The 20,398-nt window shown below is 51.9% G+C and carries 18 protein-coding genes, 1 pseudogene and 1 other annotated feature; of the genes and pseudogenes, 3 read left to right on the top strand and 16 right to left on the bottom strand.

What is annotated here, in order from left to right:
• Nucleotides 1-94 precede the first annotated feature (94 nt).
• The 3 genes from CFI03_RS01260 to gpr all read right to left on the bottom strand — a co-directional run bounded on the left by CFI03_RS01260 (nt 95) and on the right by gpr (nt 3,046).
• Entirely contained in the window at nt 95-523 is a 429-nt protein-coding gene (locus CFI03_RS01260) for a DUF3679 domain-containing protein (protein WP_248756234.1), read from the bottom strand.
• A 60-nt stretch (nt 524-583) separates the two neighbouring features.
• Nucleotides 584-1,840, bottom strand: coding sequence for a stage II sporulation protein P (gene spoIIP / locus CFI03_RS01255; RefSeq protein ID WP_248756233.1), 1,257 nt, complete (start codon nt 1,838-1,840; stop codon nt 584-586).
• Between the two features lie 198 nt (nt 1,841-2,038).
• Nucleotides 2,039-3,046 (bottom strand): GPR endopeptidase, encoded by a 1,008-nt coding sequence (gene gpr / locus CFI03_RS01250; RefSeq protein WP_248756232.1) that lies wholly within the window; start codon nt 3,044-3,046, stop codon nt 2,039-2,041.
• Nucleotides 3,047-3,262: 216 nt separating this feature from the next.
• On the opposite strand from gpr, the gene rpsT reads away from it, so the two are divergent.
• Nucleotides 3,263-3,535 (top strand): 30S ribosomal protein S20, encoded by a 273-nt coding sequence (gene rpsT / locus CFI03_RS01245; RefSeq protein ID WP_127496425.1) that lies wholly within the window; start codon nt 3,263-3,265, stop codon nt 3,533-3,535.
• Nucleotides 3,536-3,598: 63 nt separating this feature from the next.
• On the opposite strand, the gene holA is transcribed toward rpsT, so the two are convergent.
• The 7 genes and pseudogenes from holA to CFI03_RS01210 all read right to left on the bottom strand — a co-directional run bounded on the left by holA (nt 3,599) and on the right by CFI03_RS01210 (nt 12,046).
• A complete protein-coding gene (gene holA / locus CFI03_RS01240; protein ID WP_248756231.1) occupies nt 3,599-4,642 on the bottom strand; it encodes a DNA polymerase III subunit delta in 1,044 nt (347 codons plus the stop codon).
• 246 nt (nt 4,643-4,888) lie between these two features.
• Complete coding sequence (locus CFI03_RS01235; RefSeq protein WP_248756230.1) at nt 4,889-5,971, bottom strand: zf-HC2 domain-containing protein; 1,083 nt, start codon at nt 5,969-5,971, stop codon at nt 4,889-4,891.
• Nucleotides 5,968-6,516 carry an RNA polymerase sigma factor gene (locus tag CFI03_RS01230; RefSeq protein WP_015843796.1) on the bottom strand — a complete coding sequence of 183 codons (549 nt, stop codon included), beginning with the start codon at nt 6,514-6,516 and terminating at the stop codon, nt 5,968-5,970. Before CFI03_RS01230 ends, CFI03_RS01235 begins: the two co-directional genes overlap by 4 nt.
• Nucleotides 6,517-6,744: 228 nt before the next feature.
• Nucleotides 6,745-9,342, bottom strand: coding sequence for a DNA internalization-related competence protein ComEC/Rec2 (locus tag CFI03_RS01225; RefSeq protein ID WP_248756229.1), 2,598 nt, complete (start codon nt 9,340-9,342; stop codon nt 6,745-6,747).
• Nucleotides 9,343-9,431: 89 nt separating this feature from the next.
• Nucleotides 9,432-9,962 (bottom strand): deoxycytidylate deaminase, encoded by a 531-nt coding sequence (locus CFI03_RS01220; protein ID WP_248756228.1) that lies wholly within the window; start codon nt 9,960-9,962, stop codon nt 9,432-9,434.
• Between the two features lie 107 nt (nt 9,963-10,069).
• Nucleotides 10,070-11,370: pseudogene (locus CFI03_RS01215) on the bottom strand (homocysteine synthase).
• A 154-nt stretch (nt 11,371-11,524) separates the two neighbouring features.
• The gene (locus CFI03_RS01210; RefSeq protein WP_248756227.1) at nt 11,525-12,046 is read right to left on the bottom strand and encodes a ComEA family DNA-binding protein; all 522 of its coding nucleotides are present in this window, start codon (nt 12,044-12,046) and stop codon (nt 11,525-11,527) included.
• A gap of 109 nt (nt 12,047-12,155) precedes the next feature.
• Here CFI03_RS01210 and comER point away from each other — a divergent pair, with 109 nt between their 5' ends.
• Complete coding sequence (gene comER / locus CFI03_RS01205; RefSeq protein WP_248756225.1) at nt 12,156-12,995, top strand: late competence protein ComER; 840 nt, start codon at nt 12,156-12,158, stop codon at nt 12,993-12,995.
• 49 nt (nt 12,996-13,044) lie between these two features.
• Here the strand turns inward: comER and leuS are convergent, their stop codons facing one another.
• The 4 genes from leuS to CFI03_RS01185 form a co-directional block, all read right to left on the bottom strand.
• Complete coding sequence (gene leuS, locus CFI03_RS01200) at nt 13,045-15,480, bottom strand: leucine--tRNA ligase (RefSeq protein ID WP_248756223.1); 2,436 nt, start codon at nt 15,478-15,480, stop codon at nt 13,045-13,047.
• 73 nt (nt 15,481-15,553) lie between these two features.
• Nucleotides 15,554-15,771, bottom strand: a binding site (T-box leader).
• Between the two features lie 75 nt (nt 15,772-15,846).
• Entirely contained in the window at nt 15,847-16,290 is a 444-nt protein-coding gene (locus CFI03_RS01195) for a DUF350 domain-containing protein (RefSeq protein WP_127496513.1), read from the bottom strand.
• Nucleotides 16,291-16,304: 14 nt separating this feature from the next.
• Nucleotides 16,305-17,549 (bottom strand): glutathionylspermidine synthase family protein, encoded by a 1,245-nt coding sequence (locus CFI03_RS01190; protein ID WP_248756222.1) that lies wholly within the window; start codon nt 17,547-17,549, stop codon nt 16,305-16,307.
• Between the two features lie 2 nt (nt 17,550-17,551).
• Nucleotides 17,552-17,878 carry an aminotransferase yhxA gene (locus tag CFI03_RS01185; RefSeq protein WP_248756221.1) on the bottom strand — a complete coding sequence of 109 codons (327 nt, stop codon included), beginning with the start codon at nt 17,876-17,878 and terminating at the stop codon, nt 17,552-17,554.
• Nucleotides 17,879-18,011: 133 nt separating this feature from the next.
• Here CFI03_RS01185 and CFI03_RS01180 point away from each other — a divergent pair, with 133 nt between their 5' ends.
• Nucleotides 18,012-18,467: an RNA helicase gene (locus CFI03_RS01180; RefSeq protein ID WP_248756219.1), complete on the top strand. Its 456-nt coding sequence runs from the start codon at nt 18,012-18,014 to the stop codon at nt 18,465-18,467.
• Nucleotides 18,468-18,480: 13 nt separating this feature from the next.
• Here the strand turns inward: CFI03_RS01180 and arsC are convergent, their stop codons facing one another.
• Both arsC and CFI03_RS01170 read right to left on the bottom strand, forming a co-directional pair.
• Entirely contained in the window at nt 18,481-18,912 is a 432-nt protein-coding gene (arsC, locus tag CFI03_RS01175) for an arsenate reductase (thioredoxin) (RefSeq protein WP_248756217.1), read from the bottom strand.
• Nucleotides 18,913-18,931: 19 nt separating this feature from the next.
• A complete protein-coding gene (locus CFI03_RS01170) occupies nt 18,932-20,347 on the bottom strand; it encodes an arsenic transporter (RefSeq protein ID WP_248756216.1) in 1,416 nt (471 codons plus the stop codon).
• Nucleotides 20,348-20,398: the final 51 nt, after the last annotated feature.

The following is a 20,398-nucleotide window of genomic DNA, read 5'->3' as shown; positions in this document are numbered from 1 at the left end:
AACCCCCACACAATCCAATATAGCTAATCATTCTTTCCATTATATCAGCTATATGGTATACCAGCAATGCGGTTACGGCAAGATGCACGGCCGCCTATCCGGTAACCGACCCGAATAATGAAGCAATAAAGCGGATCCCGCTATTGGAGACGGACTGCAAAAGGCCGGCTGTTCCGTCAGCAACCTTGTTCACCGTTGGTTCCCCGTTGTCCGACGACAGGCCGGGAAGCCGTTCATGGCGTCCGTTTTGCTCCGCGATTTTCCGGACTTCCTTCAATTCCTTCTCGAGCTCGGCGATTTTCCGGTCGGCTTCCGTGGATAATCCGCTGCTCTTCACGGTTGTTGTTTCTTCATCGGAGGCAGCCAGATTATATCGGTCGTCCTCCGAAATAACCGACGAAGAATTGTTTTTCTCGATCGGCCCGTATATACGCTCAATGCCTGTCGAAGACATTTCGATGCCGTACAACACGATAAATACAAGCACGCCTCCAAGCAAGATCCATTTAAATGCGCCTTTCATCTCTCTCCAGCCCCTTTTTAGTCAGGCGAGGCTGCCGCAACAGCCTTCGCCTAAGCTTGATTATTTTGAAGCAGACACTTTCTCAGCGTCCCAGTAAATATCCGCAATGACTTTTGCCAATACATCCGCTGTCCGGTAGCTCTCGGCCAACGTGTTGTCCACGCCGCCAATTTCGATCAATACGCTGTCCTCGGCAAGCGACTGGTTGTACTCGCCGTTGCCCGTTGCCGTGGTCTTGCCCAAGATCCCTCTGGAAAGGCCGGGATATTGCTTCTCCAGAACGTCATGGATCTGGGTTGCGAATTCCGCGTTCTTTTTCCAGTTCGGATTCTTGTGTCCGATAATAAAATAAACTTGCGCGTAGCTTTTGCCGTTAATATCCACCGTAGTGGTTTTGCGTCTGCCCGAATCGCGGTGGATGTCGAAGAAAAATTTCAGCTTTTTGTTGCTTGCAATAGCTTCCTGAACGGTTTTCTTCGAGTATTTGTAAGAGAAGTTCCAATCATAGTTCGGCACCGTTGTCGGGTAATCCACATCCGAATGCGTAGTGCCTACGCCCAAATCCTCCAGCTTCTCAGCCAGACGTTCGCCTACCAGCGTAATATTTTTGGAAGCCGAGTTGGCATCCCCGTTCTTGTCCGCAATTTCCGGATACCAGGATTCCCGGCTATGCGAGTGATAGATAAACACCACTTTGTCTTTCCCAGTTGAATGCGTCCCGGTATCATCCGGTGTTGGCGTCGATGTTGGTTTCTCCGTAGGAGTTGGTGTCGATGTTGGCGGCTCCGGAGTATCCGCAGGCTCGTTGCCTCCGCCTGTATTATCCGGACCATGATCATCGCCGTTTATTGCGTTCGTATCATCGCCAGGTATCGGAATGTTGTCTTCCGGCCACACATTCGGATCCGTACCGACTCCTCCTGCGATTAGAAATGGCGAATCCGCATCCATGCCCGGAATTTCACCGGCGACAAGGCTTCTTGGATCTCCAGGATTAACGTTCGTCATCAAACGGAGGATAAAGCTGCTGATTTGCGTGCCAGACAACTCCTCGCCCGATTTGGTGCTCTTGAACTGAGGCATCTCCATCTCTAGCATATCCCCAAAAAAACCGCTTGAAACAGATGCCGCGAAACCGGACATGGAAGATACCGGCGCGGCAAGCGATTGCTGCTGGGCCATCCCCACTATCCCTATCGCAACAAAAAACAGCATGGAGCTTATCGACAACACCGCGAAGGTTTTTCCGGTTACAAGCAACCGGCGAATCCGTTTGCTCCCGCGTGTCAGATCAAACAACATGATGGTTCTTTTCATTTCGAGTTCTACCTCCCGCTTCTTCGTTGCTCATCTGTTACTAATCTATGAGACAAGAAGGTTTGATAGAACCGAAAGGAAATAATAGATTAAGTGAATTTTGATAGATTAAGAGATTCCATCAAGCGTAAACGGCTGGCCGTCAAAAAAGTCAAAAAAGCCCCTGAGGCTTTTGAGCCCCAAGGACTTTGAATAAATTCAATGCGTATAGGCGGCAACGTTATCGGTATCGACAGCCTCATGGAGCGAAGCGTTTAAGCCGCTTGCGATAATGTTGGCGATATCTTCGATAAACTCGTCGATTTCTTTTGGCGTCACAAGCAGATCATGGCCCACCGGATTAAGCACCTCTTTGACAAGCTGCAGTCGCTCGGCTTCGCCCATTTGGTTCATCAGACCGAATATTTGATCGTTATTGGCATTGTTCGCCGCCATATGGTCCCTCATCAGCTCAATCGTATGATTTACGATCGTGGAGGCGTACACCACCGTCGGAACGCCGATAGCAATAACCGGTATGCCCAGTATCTCCTGCGTAAGGCCTTTGCGTTTATTGCCGATGCCCGAACCCGGATGAATGCCGATATCCGCAATTTGAATCGTTGTATTCACGCGGTCCAGCGCTTTGGAAGCCAGCGCATCAATCGCAATAATGACGTCGGGATGCGTTTTTTCCGCGATACCCTGGACAATCTCGCTGGATTCGATGCCGGTTATCCCGAGCACGCCCGGAGCTACCGCGCTAACCGCACGGTAACCCGGCGCAACCTGATCCGGCATCAGCTCGAAGAAGTGGCGCGTAACCATCACATTCTCTACGACGAGCGGTCCCAGCGCATCCGGCGTTACATTCCAGTTGCCCAGCCCAACAATAAGCACCTTTGCCGTCTTGCCTATGCCAATCCGCTCCAGGAACGTCTCGAAATGCTTGGCGAAATGCGTAGCGACGCGATCCTGCAGCTCCGTATCCTGCTTGCGGAGGCCGGGTACCTCAATCGTGACGTAGCGGCCCAACACTTTGCCGATCGCGCGGGAGCCTTGCTCGTTCTGCACGTGCAGATGAGTAATCGTGATGCCGTCATCTTCGGTTGTTTCTGAATGTATGCCCGGGATCGGGCCTCCCCCGCCAAGCTGCTCCGCGATTTCTTTTGCCTCAAGCGCCAGATCGGTGCGAATGTTGTATTGCTGCAAATCAAGTTCGGTCATTTAACCATTCTCCCTTCAAAGCCATACCATTCTCTCCAGCTTATTGTTCGCAAGGGAGACAATTTCATACTTTTGCCCGGTTGAGCAAAAATGGCAGGACAGGCTCGCTATTGCTTTTCATGAGAGTGCATGGTAATATATTTTAAGTTGTGTTACCTAGACTTACCGCGTACGCTTTTTGTTTGCTTACGCAAACTTTGTAGGAGGTGAAACTCGATGCCAAACATTAAATCCGCAATTAAACGCGTTAAAACGAGCGAAAAACGCCGCGCTTTGAACGCTTCCCAAAAATCCGCGCTTCGTACGGCTGTTAAATCTGCTGACCAAGCTATCGCTGGCACTGATGTAGAAGCAGCTAAAGCTGCTCTGGTCGCTGCAACGAAAAAATTGGACAAAGCGGTTACTAAAGGCCTGATTCATAAAAATGCGGCTTCCCGCAAAAAATCTCGTCTTGCTAAAAAGCTGAACGCTCTGTCGGCTCAAGCTTAATAAACCGCAAACAAATAAACGGCCTCGCTTATGCGAGGCCGTTTTTGATTTGTCATTATTCGATTATCTGGCGCCTTGTCCTTGCTGAACGCCAAGCGACAGCAGGAATAATTCCAATCCCAGCGTCTTATCGATAGCGCCCGTCTTCATTTTGTAATCCAGATCCGCTATATCGCTAAGCAGCGCGCCAAGCCGTGCTACTTTAAACTTTTGGCTTTTCTCGGCGGCAAGCTTAACCGCGTACGGATGAAGTCCAATCTGCCCAGCCATTTGCTGCGGAGAATACCGGTTCTGCTCAAGCTCCTTGATCTGAAGCATGATTCGCAGCTGCCTTGCGATTAACGCGGCAATCTTGATAGGCTCTTCCCTTCTGACGAGCAAAGCCCGGTACAGCTTCAGCGAACGGTCAACCTGCAGGCTTGCGATGGCATCCACCAGCGCAAATACATCCTCTTCAACGGTAGAGGCTGTCAGCAGTTCCGTCTCTTCAACGCCTATAACCCCGCCTTCACCGGCATGAAGACATAGCTTGTCCACTTCGATCGCCAGCTGCTGCATATTCGCCCCGGTTCGCACGAGCAGAAGATCCGCCGCATCCGACGACATCGTCCGTTTCTGTTCCTCCGCGCGTTTGACAACCCAGCGTCTCAGCTCCGCCGCATCAAGCTCCTGAAAAGCGATAAGCGCATCGCGGTCCTTCAGCATCTTCACCAGCTTGCGCCGCTCGTCCAGCTTTTCCGCGTTTATAATGAACAACATAACCGTTGTCTCCGACGGGATGTCCAAATAATGCTGCAGCCGGTCCGTCTTATGATCCAGCTTGCCGCCTTCTTTGCCTCCGGCAGCAAACACAACCGAATCGCGTACAATAACGAGCTTACGCTCCACAAAGAAAGGCAGCGTCTCCGCTTCAAGCGCCGCTTCTTCAATCAGCGTCTCCGACGTATCGAACTTGACTACGCCAAGCTCACGCTCGTCCGGCGTAAACATCGCTTCCGTTAACGTCTCCGTAAACTGGCCGATCCGGTACCGGTCTTTGCCGTATATCACGTAAGCGGGACGGAACTTCCCCGCTTTAATTTCCTTTAACGCCTCTTTTGCTTCCATGCTTCACCTCTCCCCGTCTCCCATGCATGCATCTTATGGCATTCGCTGAACAGCAACAAAGGGATGGGCTTCTTAGGCCTCATCCCTTTGTCCCTGAACATCTATATAAACATCTGCAGGCAGGCCCATGGTACCGCCCTGTAGATGGTCATACTTTTGGTCAAGGCTCACGTTGACTTTTCATTTGTATATCATACGCAAGTGAACGATAAAGTGTGCGAATATCAGCCGTAAAAATGTCTAGAATTAATGAGCTGCCTTCGATTCGGTTTTCGCTGCCAGGTCAATCGTGTAACGCTCCATGCCGCCGGATTCCAGCTGCACCTCATAGGTAATCTGCTTGCCGTCCTCCGACCATGCGAGCGTGGCAACCTTGCCGTTTCTGCGTATGGAATCATAAACGGCTTTCCCTGCATCGTCACCGTTCTTGTAAACATGGATCTGGTAACCAACTGCCTTGGCAATGTAGCTGCCGTCCGGAGAAGCAACCTCGAGCGGTGCAGGCGTAAACCCGGCTATCCCCTGATTCGGCTCATTGCCATCGCCAATGCCTTGGCTAGGTCCTTTGACGGAAGGAACTTCACCGGTCGAGGCCCCTTTGTTGTCCGATGCGGGCTCGTTGCTGCCGCCGGAGCTGTTCCCTTGATTATCCGTGGATCCGCCTGCTTCCGATTCGGATGCGGCTATCCCCAAGTCTTCTTCCGTCGTCACATGGTAATCGTCGTTGCCCGCTGAATCAGCCGAGGATGCAGATTGATCCGGATCAATCGATTCCGTGTTGACGTGCGCTTTGCCGGTATCGTTGGCATTGTTGGCGTAAGGCTGAACCTCTTTAAACTGTCTTTGCACTTCAGCTGAGTTGGCGGAAGTATCCGCCGCAGCCGTTTGCACCTTATCGTCATCAAAGCTATGCGAAGACGACGGGAATAAACCCGCATTATAAGATACTAGGAATAATCCGGCTGCTACGCTCGCCGCAATAATTCCCGTTATCGCCCGGAAGCGCAGCTGATGCCGCTCTTTGGCACGGCGCGTGGTTTGCTGCGTTGGCGCAGGAACGGCCACCGGAGCAATCTCCACCGCAGCCGCCTCCGGCTGCCGGAATGGAACAATTTCTTCGAGCTGAGGCAAAATAGCGTCTACCAGACTGTACTTTGGCATGACATGAGGTAAATTGCCAAGCTCATCGGACAGTTTCTTCAGCCGCTCAAACATTGCTGCACAGTCCGGACAATGTCTCGTATGATTCATCAAGATCTCATATTCATGTTCATCCAAATCGCCGTCTAGCTGACGGTTCATGTATTCGATCACCTCTTGACAAGTCATCCCCGGACACCACCTTTCTGATAATCATGTAGTAAAGTTTGAAGCTGCTGCCTAGCTCGGAATAAGTAGGATTTGACCGTATTTAATGGCAGATCAAGCGAGTCAGCGATTTCGTTATAAGAGAAATCCTGCAAATACCGCAGTACAACTACTGCCCGGTGATGCTCCGGCAATTTATCGATTGCCTTGCGGATGTCTTGTACGGCGTAAGCCGACATAACCTCGTCCTCGACATTTTGTTTCTCCCGGAATACCATCTCATGCTCGTCTATCGATACGGTTGGCTTGCTTCTTCTAAACTTATCTATGCAAATATTCGTTACAATTCGTTGAATCCACGTTTTGAACTGGGCCTTCTCTTCGTAGGAGCCGATTTTCGTGTATATGCGGATTAACGCTTCCTGCGCCGCATCCATCGCATCCTGTTCATTATTCAATATATAATAGGCTGTCCGGTAAACATGGGTTTCAATCTCTCGCAACAGAGTTATTAAAGCATCCCGATCTCCTGACTGAGCGGCTCTAATAAGGCCAGGCTCTACCACGAAGGATCCCCCTCTCTTGCAACCTCTCTGACGAGCGGGTTGCATAAATTGTTGCACCTCTAAAATGAAAAACCTTTAATTTTTTAATTGAAAAAGTAGAAAACTCCAACCTAAAGGATAACAAAAAAATGGAACCCCGTATATAGGTAGTTCCTAGTGAGTTAGGTTGAAAGAAGCATTTTAGCAGGATACCCGATTAGGAATATAGGCACTTTCGCCAGAGTCTTCCTAATTCTTCCTGATCGTTTGTTCATATATTCCAGATAAACCCACTCTATAGCGGATTTCGCCATTCTGATCCGTCCGCAATGCCGTGACGCCGTGCTCCTCCAGACGCTTCAGCACATCCGGATGCGGATGACCGTAAGTGTTGGTTGCCCCGACGGAAATTGCCGCCTGAAGCGGCTTCCAATAGCGCAGCCATTCCTCCGAGGTGGAATATTTGCTGCCGTGATGAGCAATTTTCAGGACATCGATCCGGCTTAGCTTCTTGGAGGATGTGGTTGATGAGAGAGTAGTATTTTCATCCCGCATACGCGATAGTATAGCCGATTCGGCTGTGCTGCTAATATCCCCCGACAGCAGAAAGGTGGATTGATAGATTCTCATCCATAACACAACGCTGTCGTCGTTCTGATCCTCAACGACGGGAATTCCTTCCCTTGCAGCCGGCGGCCATAAGACGGTTAATTCCGTATCGGCATCCACCTTCCACTCCTTTCCGATTTCCGCACGGTAGAGCGGGATCCCTTTTCGCAAGGCCGTGCGCATAATCGCTTCCGCGTCCTCGGCATGCTTTAAACTTCCGTTCCATGCAATGGCGCGTACGGGAATAGCGTCGAGCACCGCCTGCAAACCGCGGATATGGTCGCTGTCCAGATGGGAAATGACAAGCAGATCAAGAGAATGAACCCCTCGCTTCATTAATAAGGGAACAACAACCTTGCTTCCCACCTCAAACGGATCGCTGCGCTGCTTCCATTCCTCGCCGGGTTTGCGGAAGCTTAACGTTCCCCCGCCATCGATCAGAATCCTCTTGCCCTGCGGCGTACGGATAAAGATGGCATCCCCTTGTCCAACATCAAGAACATCAACATCGGCCGTACGCTTCAGCATATCCGGAAAATAGGCGTAGAACAATAAGGCCGCACCCGCTAACATGGCGAGACTTAATCCGGTTGACCGCCTCCTCCAGATCGGGAGCTTCCGTTCCTCCAGCAGCTCCCAAATAGGAGCAGCATCCCGTTCCATGCCGGCTGACGCTTCTTGCAGGGGCATAGTCTCGTCCGTTTCCTTCCGAACAGCAGCAGGTGCAGCCGGCAGCTGTCTGCATAGAACGGCTAGAGCCAAATACCAGGCGGCAATCCACCATAACGGAGGCGTGGCCCAGATGGTACGGACGGCGTCCATTTCCCCAAGCCAGCTAACCAGAAGAAACGTCCAATCATTTGCGTATACGCTGACGGCTGCCAGCAGTTGACCGCCAAGCGGCCACAGCAGGCCAAAGACGAGCGCTACCGCCCCTATCGGCATTACGATAAAACTAATAAACGGCACCAGGATCAAATTAGCCGGAATCGACAGCAAATGAAACTGATTAAAGTAATAGACCGTCAGCGGAAAAGATACCGCTTGCGCCACAACCGTCACGGCAAGCAGATCAAGCAGCGATTTTCCTTTGCGCCAATTCGGCATCGCCCGCCTAACCGGCGGCACAAACAGAATAAGCCCTCCCGTAACGGCAAAGGACAATTGGAAGCCTACATCCTGAATAAAGGAAGGATTCCAGATCAGCATCGCTACCGCAGCGGCGGCCAGCAGATGCAGGCCGTCCTTCAGCTTATCCATTCTTGCGGCTAGAAGCGCCAGCATCGTCATGAGCCCTGCCCTTACGACGGAAGGGGACGAGCCGGAGAGAAGCACGTAAAACGGAACGGCCGCAATCAAGGTAAGCAGCAGCCGCTCCCGAGTCAAACGCAGCAGCCGCAAAACGCCCCCCAGCGCGTATACAAACACGGCCACGTGAAGACCCGAAATGGCCAATATATGAGTCAGTCCCAGCCGGGAAAACTGCTGGAACTGCTCCGGGTCCAGGTCCTCGCGTATGCCGAGGACCAGCCCCTTCATGTACCCGGACTGGTCGGCCGGGTACAATCGGTCCATCCGCGCGCCAAGCCAGTCGCGCGCGGCATCCACGCGGCCGAGCACGGAGGCCGCGGTCCAGCCCGGGCCCGGCGCCGCCTGGACGGCGCCGATGCCCTTGACCTTGAGCAGCCAGTGGACATGCTGGCTGCTCTCCAGATAGCGGCGGTAATCAAAACCGCCGCTATTGGAAACGCCGGCCGGCCGCGAAAGCTCGCCGGCGAGGCGCACGCTGCCGCCTCGGTGCCACGCGGCGGCGAGCTCTTGGTGCGGCTGCTCGGCAAGCCGCACCTGAACAAGCAGGCGCTCGCGGACCTTGCGCGGCGCCGCTTCGCCACCCACGCGGACGGCATCGGCCGTCACGCGGAACATCGCGCGGTCTCCGTCGACCTCTACCGCGGACACAATCGTGCCGGTCACTTCCGCTTCATACGAAGCGCCCGGCAGATCCAGCGCGCTCCCGTTGCGGGCATCGGCCCACAGCCGCTCGCCGGCTGCAAGCATGCAGCCGATTAAGCAGACAACGGCAAGCCGCCTTGTCGATTGTCCAACTAGCACAAGTGCAAGCAACAAAGCCGCCGCTGAGCTTATGGCCAGAGCCGCTCCCCCTATGCTCAGATGAGCGGCCATGCTGCTTCCCGCTATCCAGAACACGGCAAACCATACTAAAGGCCGTCTATTCACGGCAATCCCTCCTCCGTGCAGAAAAAAAAGAACCTCCGGACGCATCAAAGCAGATGCATACGGAGGTTCTTCCCCATTCGCTTATTTAGTTAGGATGTAACCTTCATGCTCGCCTGCGGCGGCGGCTCGTAATCCGTCAGCGAACGGAATACAATCCCCTTCTGGCTCATAAGCAGGCTTACCTTGTCACTATCCTTCGGATAACCGCGATGGAACACAATTTCCTTCACGCCGCTGTTTGCCAGCATGTTGGCGCAAGTCCAGCAAGGCTGATCGGTTACGTATACCGTTGATCCTTCACGGTCGGCGCGGTCCGTAAAGAGAAGCAAGTTCTGCTCCGCGTGTATCGTACGGATGCAGCGCTGTTTTTTGACCATTTGCTCCTTACCGTCGTCGCCGATTCGCGTCTCCCATTCTTCCGCAATCATGCAGCCTGCTTCCGAGCAGTCCTGCACGCCCATCGGAGCGCCGTTATAGGCGGTTCCCAGCAGCTTCTTGCCCTGCACGAGCACCGATCCGACATGACGTCGGGGACAACGCGAGCGTGTCGACACCATATAGGCGATATCCATAAAATACGTATCCCAGTCTTTGCGTGAAGCATCCTGCGCTTCTGACATGTCTTCCACTCCTTTTCCTTTTGCCCGGACAGCTTCCGTCAGATTCCTCAAGGAAGGAACCCGACGGATCTGCCTCTATCTAGATGTATATAGATGATATCGTTGTATTAGTTCGATTGACTTGCGCGCAAGGCTTGATCCAGGTCAGCCAAAATATCCTTAATGCCTTCCGTGCCGATCGACAGGCGGATCAACCCGGCCGTTACGCCTGCCGCTTCCTGCTCCGCAGCCGACAGCTGCTGGTGGGTTGTGCTTGCGGGATGGATGATAAGCGACTTCGAATCGCCAACGTTCGCCAAATGCGAGACAGCTTCACGGAATTGATCACCTTCTTGCCGGCATCGACGCCGCCTTTAATGCCAAAGGTCAAGATGGCGCCTTGGCCGTCCGGCAAATATTTCTTGGCCAGCTCATAAGAAGGATGGCTCTCGAGACCCGGATAGCTTACCCATTCCACCGATTCGTGCGACTCCAGGAACTGGGCAACCTTCAAGGCGTTTGCGCTATGGCGTTCCATGCGCAGATGCAGGGTTTCGAGACCTTGCAGCAGCAGGAACGAGTTAAACGGCGACAGGGCAGCGCCCATGTCACGCAATAATTGTACTCTAGCTTTAATGATATAAGCAATCGGACCAACCGCATCCGTGTACACAACGCCGTGATAGCTAGGATCCGGAGTGGTCAGGCCAGGGAATTTGCCGCTTTCTTTCCAGTCGAAACGGCCGCCGTCCACGATAACGCCGCCGATCGATGTACCGTGACCGCCAATGAATTTGGTTGCGGAATGAACCACGATATCCGCGCCGTGCTCAATCGGACGGAGCAAGTAAGGGCTTGGGAACGTATTGTCCACGATAAGCGGAATGCCGTTCTCGTGAGCAATAGCCGCTACGGCCTCGATATCAAGGATATCACCCTTCGGATTGCCTACCGTTTCCGCATACAAAGCCTTTGTGCGTTCCGTTATGGCCGCGCGGAAATTTTCGGGATTCGACGGGTCTACGAACTTGACTTGAATGCCCAGCTTCGGAAGGGTTGTCGAGAAGAGATTGTATGTACCGCCGTAAAGGCTGGTTGCGGATACAATCTCGTCTCCCGCTCCCGCGATATTCAAAATCGAATACGTAATCGCAGCTTGTCCGGACGCTACGGCGAGTGCGGCAGGCGCTCCTTCCAGCTCGGCGATACGCTTCTCGAATACATCCGTTGTCGGGTTCATCAAGCGGGTATAGATATTGCCGAATTCCTGAAGCGAGAACAGGTTCGCGGCATGATCCGTGTCACGGAAGCCGTAAGAGGTCGTCTGGTAAATCGGAACCGCGCGGGCAAAAGTAGTCGGGTCAATCTCCTGTCCGCCATGGACAGCCAATGTGTCGAGCGAACGTTTGTTTTGTTCTTGATTCGTCATGTGCAACAACTCCTTGGTATATGGGATGGACATGCTTCAACCATTTCAAAGCAAACGGCTCGGTTTGGTTGTCCAATGGAATCGAACTTAATGCCCGAATATGGTTATATAGGCCTGGGAAAACCTCCCTGCACCTTGTCCCATTCTCTCATAATCATGGCGATGCGACAATGCTATCTTTTATTCCGGCAAGCAGCTTGCTGCCTATTCCCTTCACTCTAAGAAGATCATCCGCGGATGAAAAAAGTCCATTCTGTTCCCGGTCGGCGATAATGGCCTGCGCTTTTGCCGGGCCAATCCCTTTCAGCGTATCCAACTGCTCGGCCGTTGCCCGGTTAATATCAAGCTTGCCTGACGGGACTTCTTCTTTCCCTGCAGTCTCTCCGGCATTAGCCTCCGCATGAATGCTCCCCGTTTGGACGTTCGGCAACTGCGCTCCGCTCTCCTTCGTTTTTTCCGGCAGATCCGCCTTCTCCGCTGCCGCTTCCGGTTCTTCATTCATTTGCAGGGCAGCGCCAACCTCCCGGTTTAGCTTCACCCACTCATCCGGCGCTTTCTCCTTTGGCTGCGCGAAGGCCGCAGCAAGCAATACAACCGCAACCGCGACAAGAAATAGAGGGATTATAAATCCGTTTTTATTCGAATTCGTTTGACGTCCTTGCGGGAAACGAGCCACTGCGAACACTCCTTCTACCCAAAAAAAAGGGATTTTTAGCATTTCCATGTCATATTAGGCAAGTCTTGAGGAATAGGTTAAAAGAGCAAATCTGTTAGGAGGGCTGAGCATGAATGTCGGATTCATTGGGACGGGCGCGATGGGAAGCCTGCTTATCGAAGCCTTCGTCGCATCTGGAGCACTCGACCCGTGTCAGATCGTAATCAGCAACCGCACCTACGCAAAAGCCCAGGCGCTTGCTGAACGATATCCCGGAATGAGAGCCGAGCGTTCGAATGCAAGCACCGCAAGCGTTAGCGACATTTTGTTTTTATGCGTCAAACCGCTTGAATATAAGAAAGTGATTGATGATCTTCTGCCGGTCCTGCGGCCGGAGCAGCTTCTTATATCCATAACAAGCCCGGTTCTGATCGGTCATCTGGAAGAGCTTTTGCCGTGCAAAATCGCAAAGGTCATTCCAAGCGTCACCAACCTCGTCTGGAGCGGAGCTACCCTATGCATGTATGGCTCCCGCATTAGTGAAGAGGACCAGACCCTTATCGAAGATATGCTTGCTTTCATCAGCGAGCCCCTTGCTATCGAAGAGCCTTACACCCGGATCGTATCCGACCTCTCCAGCTGCGGACCTGCCTTTTTCGCTTATCTGGTCGAGCAGTTCGTAGATGCCGCCGTATGCGAAACGGGAATCAGCCGCGAGGACGCGGTCAGCGTTGCAAGCAACATGCTGCTCGGCACGGGACTTCTGCTGACGGAAGGCGGACTATCTCCGGAAGATATCCAGAAGAGAGTAGCCGTTCCCGGAGGAATTACGGCCCAGGCCCTGCAGCTGCTGAATCGTGAGCTTGACGGCACCTTCAACCGGCTGATCCGGACGACGCATAAAAAATTCGACGAAGACGTCGCCAAAATAAATACGGCTTTCTACGGCGAAGAGGTGAACGGACAGTAGCACATTTTGCGCTGCTGGGCCGCTCACCTCTTCTTTTTTTGCCTGCTATTTAGTTCGCTACGATGTTAACGAGCTTGCCCTTAACAACGACCACTTTGCGGATCGTTTTGCCTTCTATCAGTTCTTTCACTTTATCCATGTCTTTGGCAAGGCTTTCCATCTCTGCTTCCGCCGTATCGGCTGCAATGGAAACGCGCTCGATAATTTTACCGTTCACTTGCAAGACGATTTCAACTTCATCATCCACTGTCAATGCTTCTTCGTACGAAGGCCATTGCTCGTAAGTGATGGAGCCCGTTCCGCCCAGCTTCTCCCACAGCTCTTCAGCGATGTGCGGAGCTAACGGGGACAGCATTTGCAGGAAGTTCTTCATGGCTTCAACCGGCAATACATCCGTTTTGTAGGCTTCGTTAACGAAAATCATCAACTGGCTGATCGCGGTGTTAAAGCGCAGGTTCTCGAAATCATCGGTCACCTTTTTGATGGAACGGTGCCATGTTTGCTTGAACGCTTTTGTTGTTTCGCCGTCGTTTGCGATTTTCGCGTTTACGCTGCCGTCTTCGCTAACGAACAAACGCCATACGCGGCTCAAGAAGCGGTATGTGCCTTCTACGCCGTTGGTATTCCAAGGCTTCGTCGCTTCCAGAGGTCCCATGAACATTTCGTACATGCGGAGCGTATCCGCACCGAATTCGTTCACGATATCATCCGGGTTAATAACGTTGCCGCGCGATTTGGACATTTTCTCGTTGTTCGTGCCGAGAATCATGCCTTGGTTCACCAGCTTGTGGAATGGTTCTTTCGTGTTTACAACGCCAAGATCGTACAGCACTTTGTGCCAGAAGCGCGCGTAGAGCAAGTGAAGCACCGCATGCTCCGCGCCGCCGATGTACAGGTCAACCGGCAGCCATTCCCGTTGCTTCTCCGGCGAGCAGATTTCGTTCTCGTTCTTCGGATCGATAAAGCGCAGGTAATACCAGCAGCTTCCCGCCCATTGCGGCATGGTGTTTGTCTCGCGGCGAGCCTTCATGCCCGTCTCCGGGTCAATCGTGTTTACCCATTCCGTAACGTTCGCAAGCGGCGATTCACCGGTGCCGGATGGCTTGATCGCATCCACGTCCGGCAATACAAGCGGCAGCTGATCTACGGGAACCGGCTTCATGGTGCCGTCTTCCAGGTGCAGAATCGGAATCGGCTCACCCCAGTAGCGCTGGCGGCTGAACAGCCAGTCGCGCAGACGGTAAGTGACTTTGCCGTGGCCTTTGCCCGAGCTTTCCAAATGCTCCATCATCGTTTTGATCGCATCTTCGTTGTTCAGACCGTTCAGGAAATCGGAATTGACGTGAGGACCGTCGCCTGCATAAGCCTCTTTCGTTACATCGCCGCCTTGAACAACCTCAAGGATTGGCAGATCGAACTGCTTCGCAAACTCCCAGTCGCGGGTATCATGGCCAGGTACCGCCATAATGGCGCCCGTTCCGTAACCCGCAAGCACGTAGTCGGCAATCCAGATTGGCGTCTTTGCGCCATTAACCGGGTTGATCGCGTAAGCGCCCGTAAATACGCCTGTTTTGTCCTTCGCAAGGTCGGTACGCTCCAGATCGCTCTTGCGAGCCGCCGCTTCTTTGTACGCCTCAACCGCTTCGGCTTGGTCAGCCGTCGTGATTGTCGCAACCAGCTCATGCTCGGGTGCCAGTACGCAGTAAGTTGCGCCAAACAGCGTATCCGGACGCGTTGTAAATACGACAAGCGAGGCATCATGACCGTCAATGGCGAAAGTTACTTCCGCGCCAGTCGATTTGCCGATCCAGTTGCGCTGCATGTCTTTGATGCTTTCCGACCAGTCGAGCTCTTCCAAGTCCTCGAGCAAGCGCTCGGCGTATTCCGTAATTTTCAGCATCCATTGGCGCATTGGCTTGCGGATAACCGGGTGGCCGCCGCGTTCGCTCAAGCCGTCGATCACTTCTTCGTTCGCCAGTACGGTACCCAGCGCAGGACACCAGTTAACCGGTACTTCGGCAACATAAGCGAGTCCTTTATTATACAGTTGGATAAAGATCCATTGCGTCCATTTATAGTAATCCGGATCCGTTGTGCTGAATTCGCGGTCCCAGTCGTACGAGAAGCCAAGCGATTTGATCTGGCGGCGGAAGTTGTTGATGTTCTCCACCGTGATCTCGCGCGGATGGCGTCCCGTTTGCAGAGCGTATTGCTCCGCCGGCAGACCAAACGCGTCCCAGCCCATCGGATGAAGAACGTTATAGCCGCGCATCCGTTTGTAACGGGATACGATATCCGTAGCCGTGTAACCTTCCGGGTGACCTACGTGCAGGCCCGCGCCGGACGGATAAGGGAACATATCAAGGGCGTAGAATTTTTTCTTGCCCGGATCTTCCGTTGTTGCAAATGTCTTGTTCTCATCCCAATATTTCTGCCATTTCGGCTCTACCGCCAGCGGGTTGTAGCCTTGAAATTCCTGACTCATCATCATTTCCTCCTAAAAAGTGTGCGCGAGCGCATCACAAACATAAAAAAACTCCCGCCCCTAGCGTATTATCGCTAGGGACGAGAGATTATTCCCGTGGTACCACCCTAGTTAACGTCCGGCATGCTTTGCCTTTCGTTCACTCATTGCCTTTAACGCAGGCTATTCGTTGCGTAATAATAACGCAAAGCTCCAAGGCGAGATTCATATCGCTGCAGGTCCGGCTTGCACCATCCGCCGGCTCTCTTAGCCTTGCTCCGCGACATTACTGCTCCTCTTCAACGCCATTAAGTATAGAAAAACATGGTTAGACCCGATTATACCGCCAGTGACGCCACATGTCAAGATATGCGGGTGTTTGCCGGGCTACCCGAGCAAATCCGGATTATAAGTAAGGCATCCGGCGATAATCATACCTACGCTGCACGAAATAAGCAGAATAAGAATGCCTACCGCGATGTTGTTCTGCTCAATGGCTTTAAAGATGGTCACGTTCACCTTAAGCCCCTTGCCGAATAAATAAGTAATCAGCTCCGTCAAGTAGTAGAGGATAACGAGCGCAATGATCCCGATCACGCCCCACAGCAGCATGTCGGAGAGCGATACCGAGTTTTCCGCAGCCGCGCGGATTACGATGGCGAGACCTGCCAGCCTGCCGCCAAGCGACAAGGCTGCCGAAGCATTTCCTTTAAAGATAAGGGCAAACTCCTTATTCTTCGTTGTCAGTTCAAACAAGAGCAGCCCTGCTATCATAATGGCGAAACCCGTCAATGAATAAAGCAAAAAATCCACATATAAATTAGTGTCCATTCCAATTTAGCTCCTTACTCTGATTTAGTAATGCCAACCGGCAAAAAATAAGATAAATTATCCGTAATCGGGCTGCCGATGCGAATGCCTATGGCGCCCGCATTTCCTCCGATTAAAAAGCTGCCGTACATGTACGAGCCTTCACGTTCTCCCTTTACCGTCCGGAAATTGGCGGTTGGCAGCTCGACGTATTCCTGATAGACCGGAAGGTAATGAGCGTAGGAGTTATGACTATCCTCCGCCGCTACCGTCCCGTCGCCTTCGAAAATTTTGACCGTATCCCCTTCGCGTCCAAACGCAGGCTTCATCACGTATTTCGTCCGGCCTTCAAGAAAGCGGTCCGGCTCCAGATAGGTGGGGAGAAAATGCTCTCCGATCCATCGGTGCTCTTCTTCGGTAAAAAAAGGACTCCCTTCTTCGTGCAGTCCCCAAATAATGGCCTGCACGGCCTTCGATTGGAGAAGGAAGGCGGACGGCGGATTAACGACTGCGACCTTCTTCTGCCCGATGAGCTCCAGCAGCCATAATCCGATCGGATTCCCTTCCTCATCTTCATCCTCAATAAGATTCTCTACCGGGAAGGTTTGGCGGTACAGCACGTGAATGGGATTTCCCTCTCCGTCAAACAACCCGACATGCCGGATAATTTGAAGCTGATCAAGCGGAACAAAGCTCGACGGGAAAGGCAGAAAGCTCTGCAAGTAAAGAGCCGTATTGGCGTCTTCTACGTTATCTCCATGGGCCGTGAACACGATGCGAGGCTCATTCGGATCTTCGCCGAGATATTCCAGACTCTCGATAACCGCTTTCTCAACCGCAAGCGCAAGCTGCTTCTCAAAGCCCTTATTCGGATTATGGTGATCAAAGACCTCGCAGACCAGTCCGTTTACATAATGGAGCTCTTTGATGAAGGTCGGGGTATCCGAATTGATCTCCATGCATTTGTACGTCTCCCCCGTCCCAACCAGATCCAGCCTGGCGATAACGCTCTCGACAGATAAGCTTCTGATTCTTATGTACGCCAATGTTTCGCGCGGGAAACCAAGCATCATCAAAGTATCGTCGTCCACGGTCCGAAGCAATTGCGCGGTCTTATAGAAAATATGGCCAATGCGGTTCGTCGATTCGCGAATTTTATGAACCTCTTCTTTCGTCATGCCGTATAGGTCGTAAAGGGAATACTCTTCGCCGTACAAATCTGCCCAATAATCTTTAATTCCGGAATAAAAGGCGTTTCTCGCCTTGGCGAATTGGTCCACGTTCAGCCTCCGCCAATGGAGCTGCCTTTGCCAAAGCCGGAGCTCGTTTTGCTTGTAATGCTGGATTTATAAGCAGAATAAGAGCTGCTTTTTTGCAGAGCCGATCGGGAGGAATAATAGCTGTTGCCATAGTAATAATTCCGGTAGTAAGAGGAGCTGGAATCGTCGCAGCGGTATACGCCGTTTTTGCTGTCCCACTCCCAGTCCCTGCATTGGCTGTCCGTTGGCGGAACCGTTCGCGGGTAAGTCGTTGTTTGACCGCAGCCCGCAAGGGCGGTAGCCATGGCAACGGCAGAGACGCCAAGCATTGCTTTTTGAGTTAAATTCATAAACTGGTATCCTCCAAGCTTCATAGTTCCTATAAAGTTATATCATATTTTAATAGGGATGCAGCAAGAAAAGTTAAAGTTTCCATAAAATGATGGTATGATAGTGAAATCATTTTGATTCGGAGTGAGAGAGATGAATAAATTAATTTATTTTGTCGACAAAGGCTTTAATGAATACGAGCCGTTAATGGAGTATCCTGCCGCTTCCGTTGGAATCGATGAGATGTATGCCCGTCAATTATGCACCTACCTGATTGCAAACGGAGTTCAATACGAATTAACCTCAAACGAGATGCAGGAAAACGAAGAAATGCTGATCGTCAAGCGCATCGGGCCAAACGAGAATTACGGAGACGAATCCAACTACCGGGGACGCGGCATTTATATCGAATTCAGGAAGCCTAACGAGCGGGGACGCAAGCTGACCGAGATCGACAGCGCCAACCATTATGAGGTTATCCGTTACTTGCTGAAGGATATCGTAGACGTTCCGGGTTACGGTCCCATGTTTACGACATCAACCGAAATTGACGAAGACCGGGGCTGTTACGTGATTTACGTCCGCGGCATGAATGAGCCTGAGGATTAATAAAAAAGCTGCCTTAACGGCAGCTTTTTTCATCTACAAATTGTTTAATTCGGTCATGAATGGCATCCCTCACGGCACGGAATTGGACCATGATTTCTTCCTCGGTGCCGGTAGCCTTCGCCGGATCGTCAAATCCCCAGTGCCACTTAACGACATTTTCATTGGCAATGACCGGGCAATGCTCGTCCGCATGCCCGCATAAGGTAATGACGTATTTAGCCCGGTTTAATAATTCGACATCAATCACATCGGAGGTATTGCCCGAAATATCCACTCCTGCTTCTTTCATCGCTTGCACGGCTTTCGGATTTAGTCCGTGCGCTTCCAAGCCGGCGCTGTACACCTCGAATTCGTCTCCGCCCAGCAGCTTCATGAATCCGTCCGCCATCTGGCTTCTGCACGAATTGCCCGTACATAGGAAATATATGATAGGTTTTGCTGTCATCCGTATCCTCCTGTCATGGCTATGCCACTTGTTTTTCCGCTTCTTGTTTTTTGCCGGATTTCAACCTGAAGAAAAAGGCGAGGGCAACACCGGCTGCTGCCAATAGGAATCCCGCAATCGCAAAGCCAACATACACATTAAACGAATGAATAAACTCAAGCCAGATATATAACCCGACCAGCGTGATAAACAAGGTCGGCACGGTTAATACGAAGCCTGCTTTCATATATGAGCCCCATGAAATCTTCACGTCCTTCTTCGCGAGAACATGAAGCCATAACAAGGTGGCCAGCGAACCGATTGGCGTCATCTTTGGACCCAGATTGCATCCAATCACATTGGCGTAAACCAACGCTTCCCGGATCGCACCTGCCGTTGCTGTCCCCTTGATCGCTAAGGCATCAATCATTACCGTTGGCATGTTGTTCATTACGGAGGATAAGATCGCCGACAGGAAGCCCATACCCATCGTTGCGGCAAAAAGTCCATGGTCGGCAATGACTTGAATGATGTTTCCAAGCGCATCCGTAAGTCCCGCGTTTCGCAGCCCGTAGACCACGACATACATGCCAATCGAAAACACAACAACAGTCCATGGAGCTTCCTTCAACACCTTCTTGGTCTGAATCGCCGGGCTCCGGCGGGCGAACAGCAAGAAGACCAAAGACACGGCCCCCGTAATGATCGATACCGGCACATGAATAAATTCGCTGGCCAGATAGGCAACAAACAGAATCGCCAACAAAATCCAGGACAAGCGGAACAGCTTGTGATCTTTAATCGCTTCTCTTGGTTCCTTCACCTCGCGGACATCGTAATCCGCGGGAATGCTTTTCCGGTAAAAAAGATACAGCACAAGAAGGCTTGCGCCAAGCGAGAAGAGGTTCGGGATGATCATCCGGCTGGCATATTCCACAAAACCCGCTCCGAAATAATCGGCCGAAACGATATTTACCAGATTGCTTATAATGAGGGGCAATGACGTCGTGTCCGATATAAAACCGCCCGCCATAATAAACGGCAGGATCATTTTACTGTCGAACTTAAGCGCCCTGACCATGGCGAGCACAATTGGCGTAAGGATAAGCGCTGCTCCGTCATTAGCGAAAAAGGCCGATACCGCTGCGCCAAGCACAATGACGTATACAAACATTCTTCTGCCGTTTCCTTTAGCTAGACGGGCCATATGAAGGGCTGCCCACTCAAAGAAACCAATTGCGTCAAGGATCAACGAGTTCAGGATAATGGCGATAAAAGCAATCGTTGCATTCCATACAATGCCGGTTACGGTTCCTACATCGGCAAAGCTGACAACGCCAAAAAGCAACGCCAGTACAGCACCGCCTGCGGCTGACCAGCCAATACCAAGCCCTTTCGGCTGCCAAATAACAAACGTTAACGTAATCAAAAAAAGAATAATTGCTATAAATGCCACTTGTCGTTCCCCGCTTTAATTCATATCGATTCGGTTAATAATTGCAATTTG

This window comes from Paenibacillus sp. ATY16, from assembly GCF_003399985.2.
Taxonomy (GTDB): domain Bacteria; phylum Bacillota; class Bacilli; order Paenibacillales; family Paenibacillaceae; genus Pristimantibacillus; species Pristimantibacillus glycanilyticus.
Note: the sequence above shows the minus strand (reverse complement) of the source record. Positions and strands in the feature narration are given on the sequence as shown.

What these genes read in the sequence shown, in the direction of transcription:
- CFI03_RS01185 (WP_248756221.1), bottom strand. Translation starts at nt 17,878, where the DNA reads ATGAATTTAACTCAAAAAGCAATGCTTGGCGTCTCTGCCGTTGCCATG.
- leuS (WP_248756223.1), bottom strand. Translation starts at nt 15,480, where the DNA reads ATGAGTCAGGAATTTCAAGGCTACAACCCGCTGGCGGTAGAGCCGAAA.
- CFI03_RS01260 (WP_248756234.1), bottom strand. Translation starts at nt 523, where the DNA reads ATGAAAGGCGCATTTAAATGGATCTTGCTTGGAGGCGTGCTTGTATTT.
- rpsT (WP_127496425.1), top strand. Translation starts at nt 3,263, where the DNA reads ATGCCAAACATTAAATCCGCAATTAAACGCGTTAAAACGAGCGAAAAA.
- gpr (WP_248756232.1), bottom strand. Translation starts at nt 3,046, where the DNA reads ATGACCGAACTTGATTTGCAGCAATACAACATTCGCACCGATCTGGCG.
- CFI03_RS01235 (WP_248756230.1), bottom strand. Translation starts at nt 5,971, where the DNA reads ATGACTTGTCAAGAGGTGATCGAATACATGAACCGTCAGCTAGACGGC.
- comER (WP_248756225.1), top strand. Translation starts at nt 12,156, where the DNA reads ATGAATGTCGGATTCATTGGGACGGGCGCGATGGGAAGCCTGCTTATC.
- holA (WP_248756231.1), bottom strand. Translation starts at nt 4,642, where the DNA reads ATGGAAGCAAAAGAGGCGTTAAAGGAAATTAAAGCGGGGAAGTTCCGT.
- spoIIP (WP_248756233.1), bottom strand. Translation starts at nt 1,840, where the DNA reads ATGAAAAGAACCATCATGTTGTTTGATCTGACACGCGGGAGCAAACGG.
- CFI03_RS01180 (WP_248756219.1), top strand. Translation starts at nt 18,012, where the DNA reads ATGAATAAATTAATTTATTTTGTCGACAAAGGCTTTAATGAATACGAG.
- arsC (WP_248756217.1), bottom strand. Translation starts at nt 18,912, where the DNA reads ATGACAGCAAAACCTATCATATATTTCCTATGTACGGGCAATTCGTGC.
- CFI03_RS01220 (WP_248756228.1), bottom strand. Translation starts at nt 9,962, where the DNA reads ATGTCAGAAGCGCAGGATGCTTCACGCAAAGACTGGGATACGTATTTT.
- CFI03_RS01195 (WP_127496513.1), bottom strand. Translation starts at nt 16,290, where the DNA reads ATGGACACTAATTTATATGTGGATTTTTTGCTTTATTCATTGACGGGT.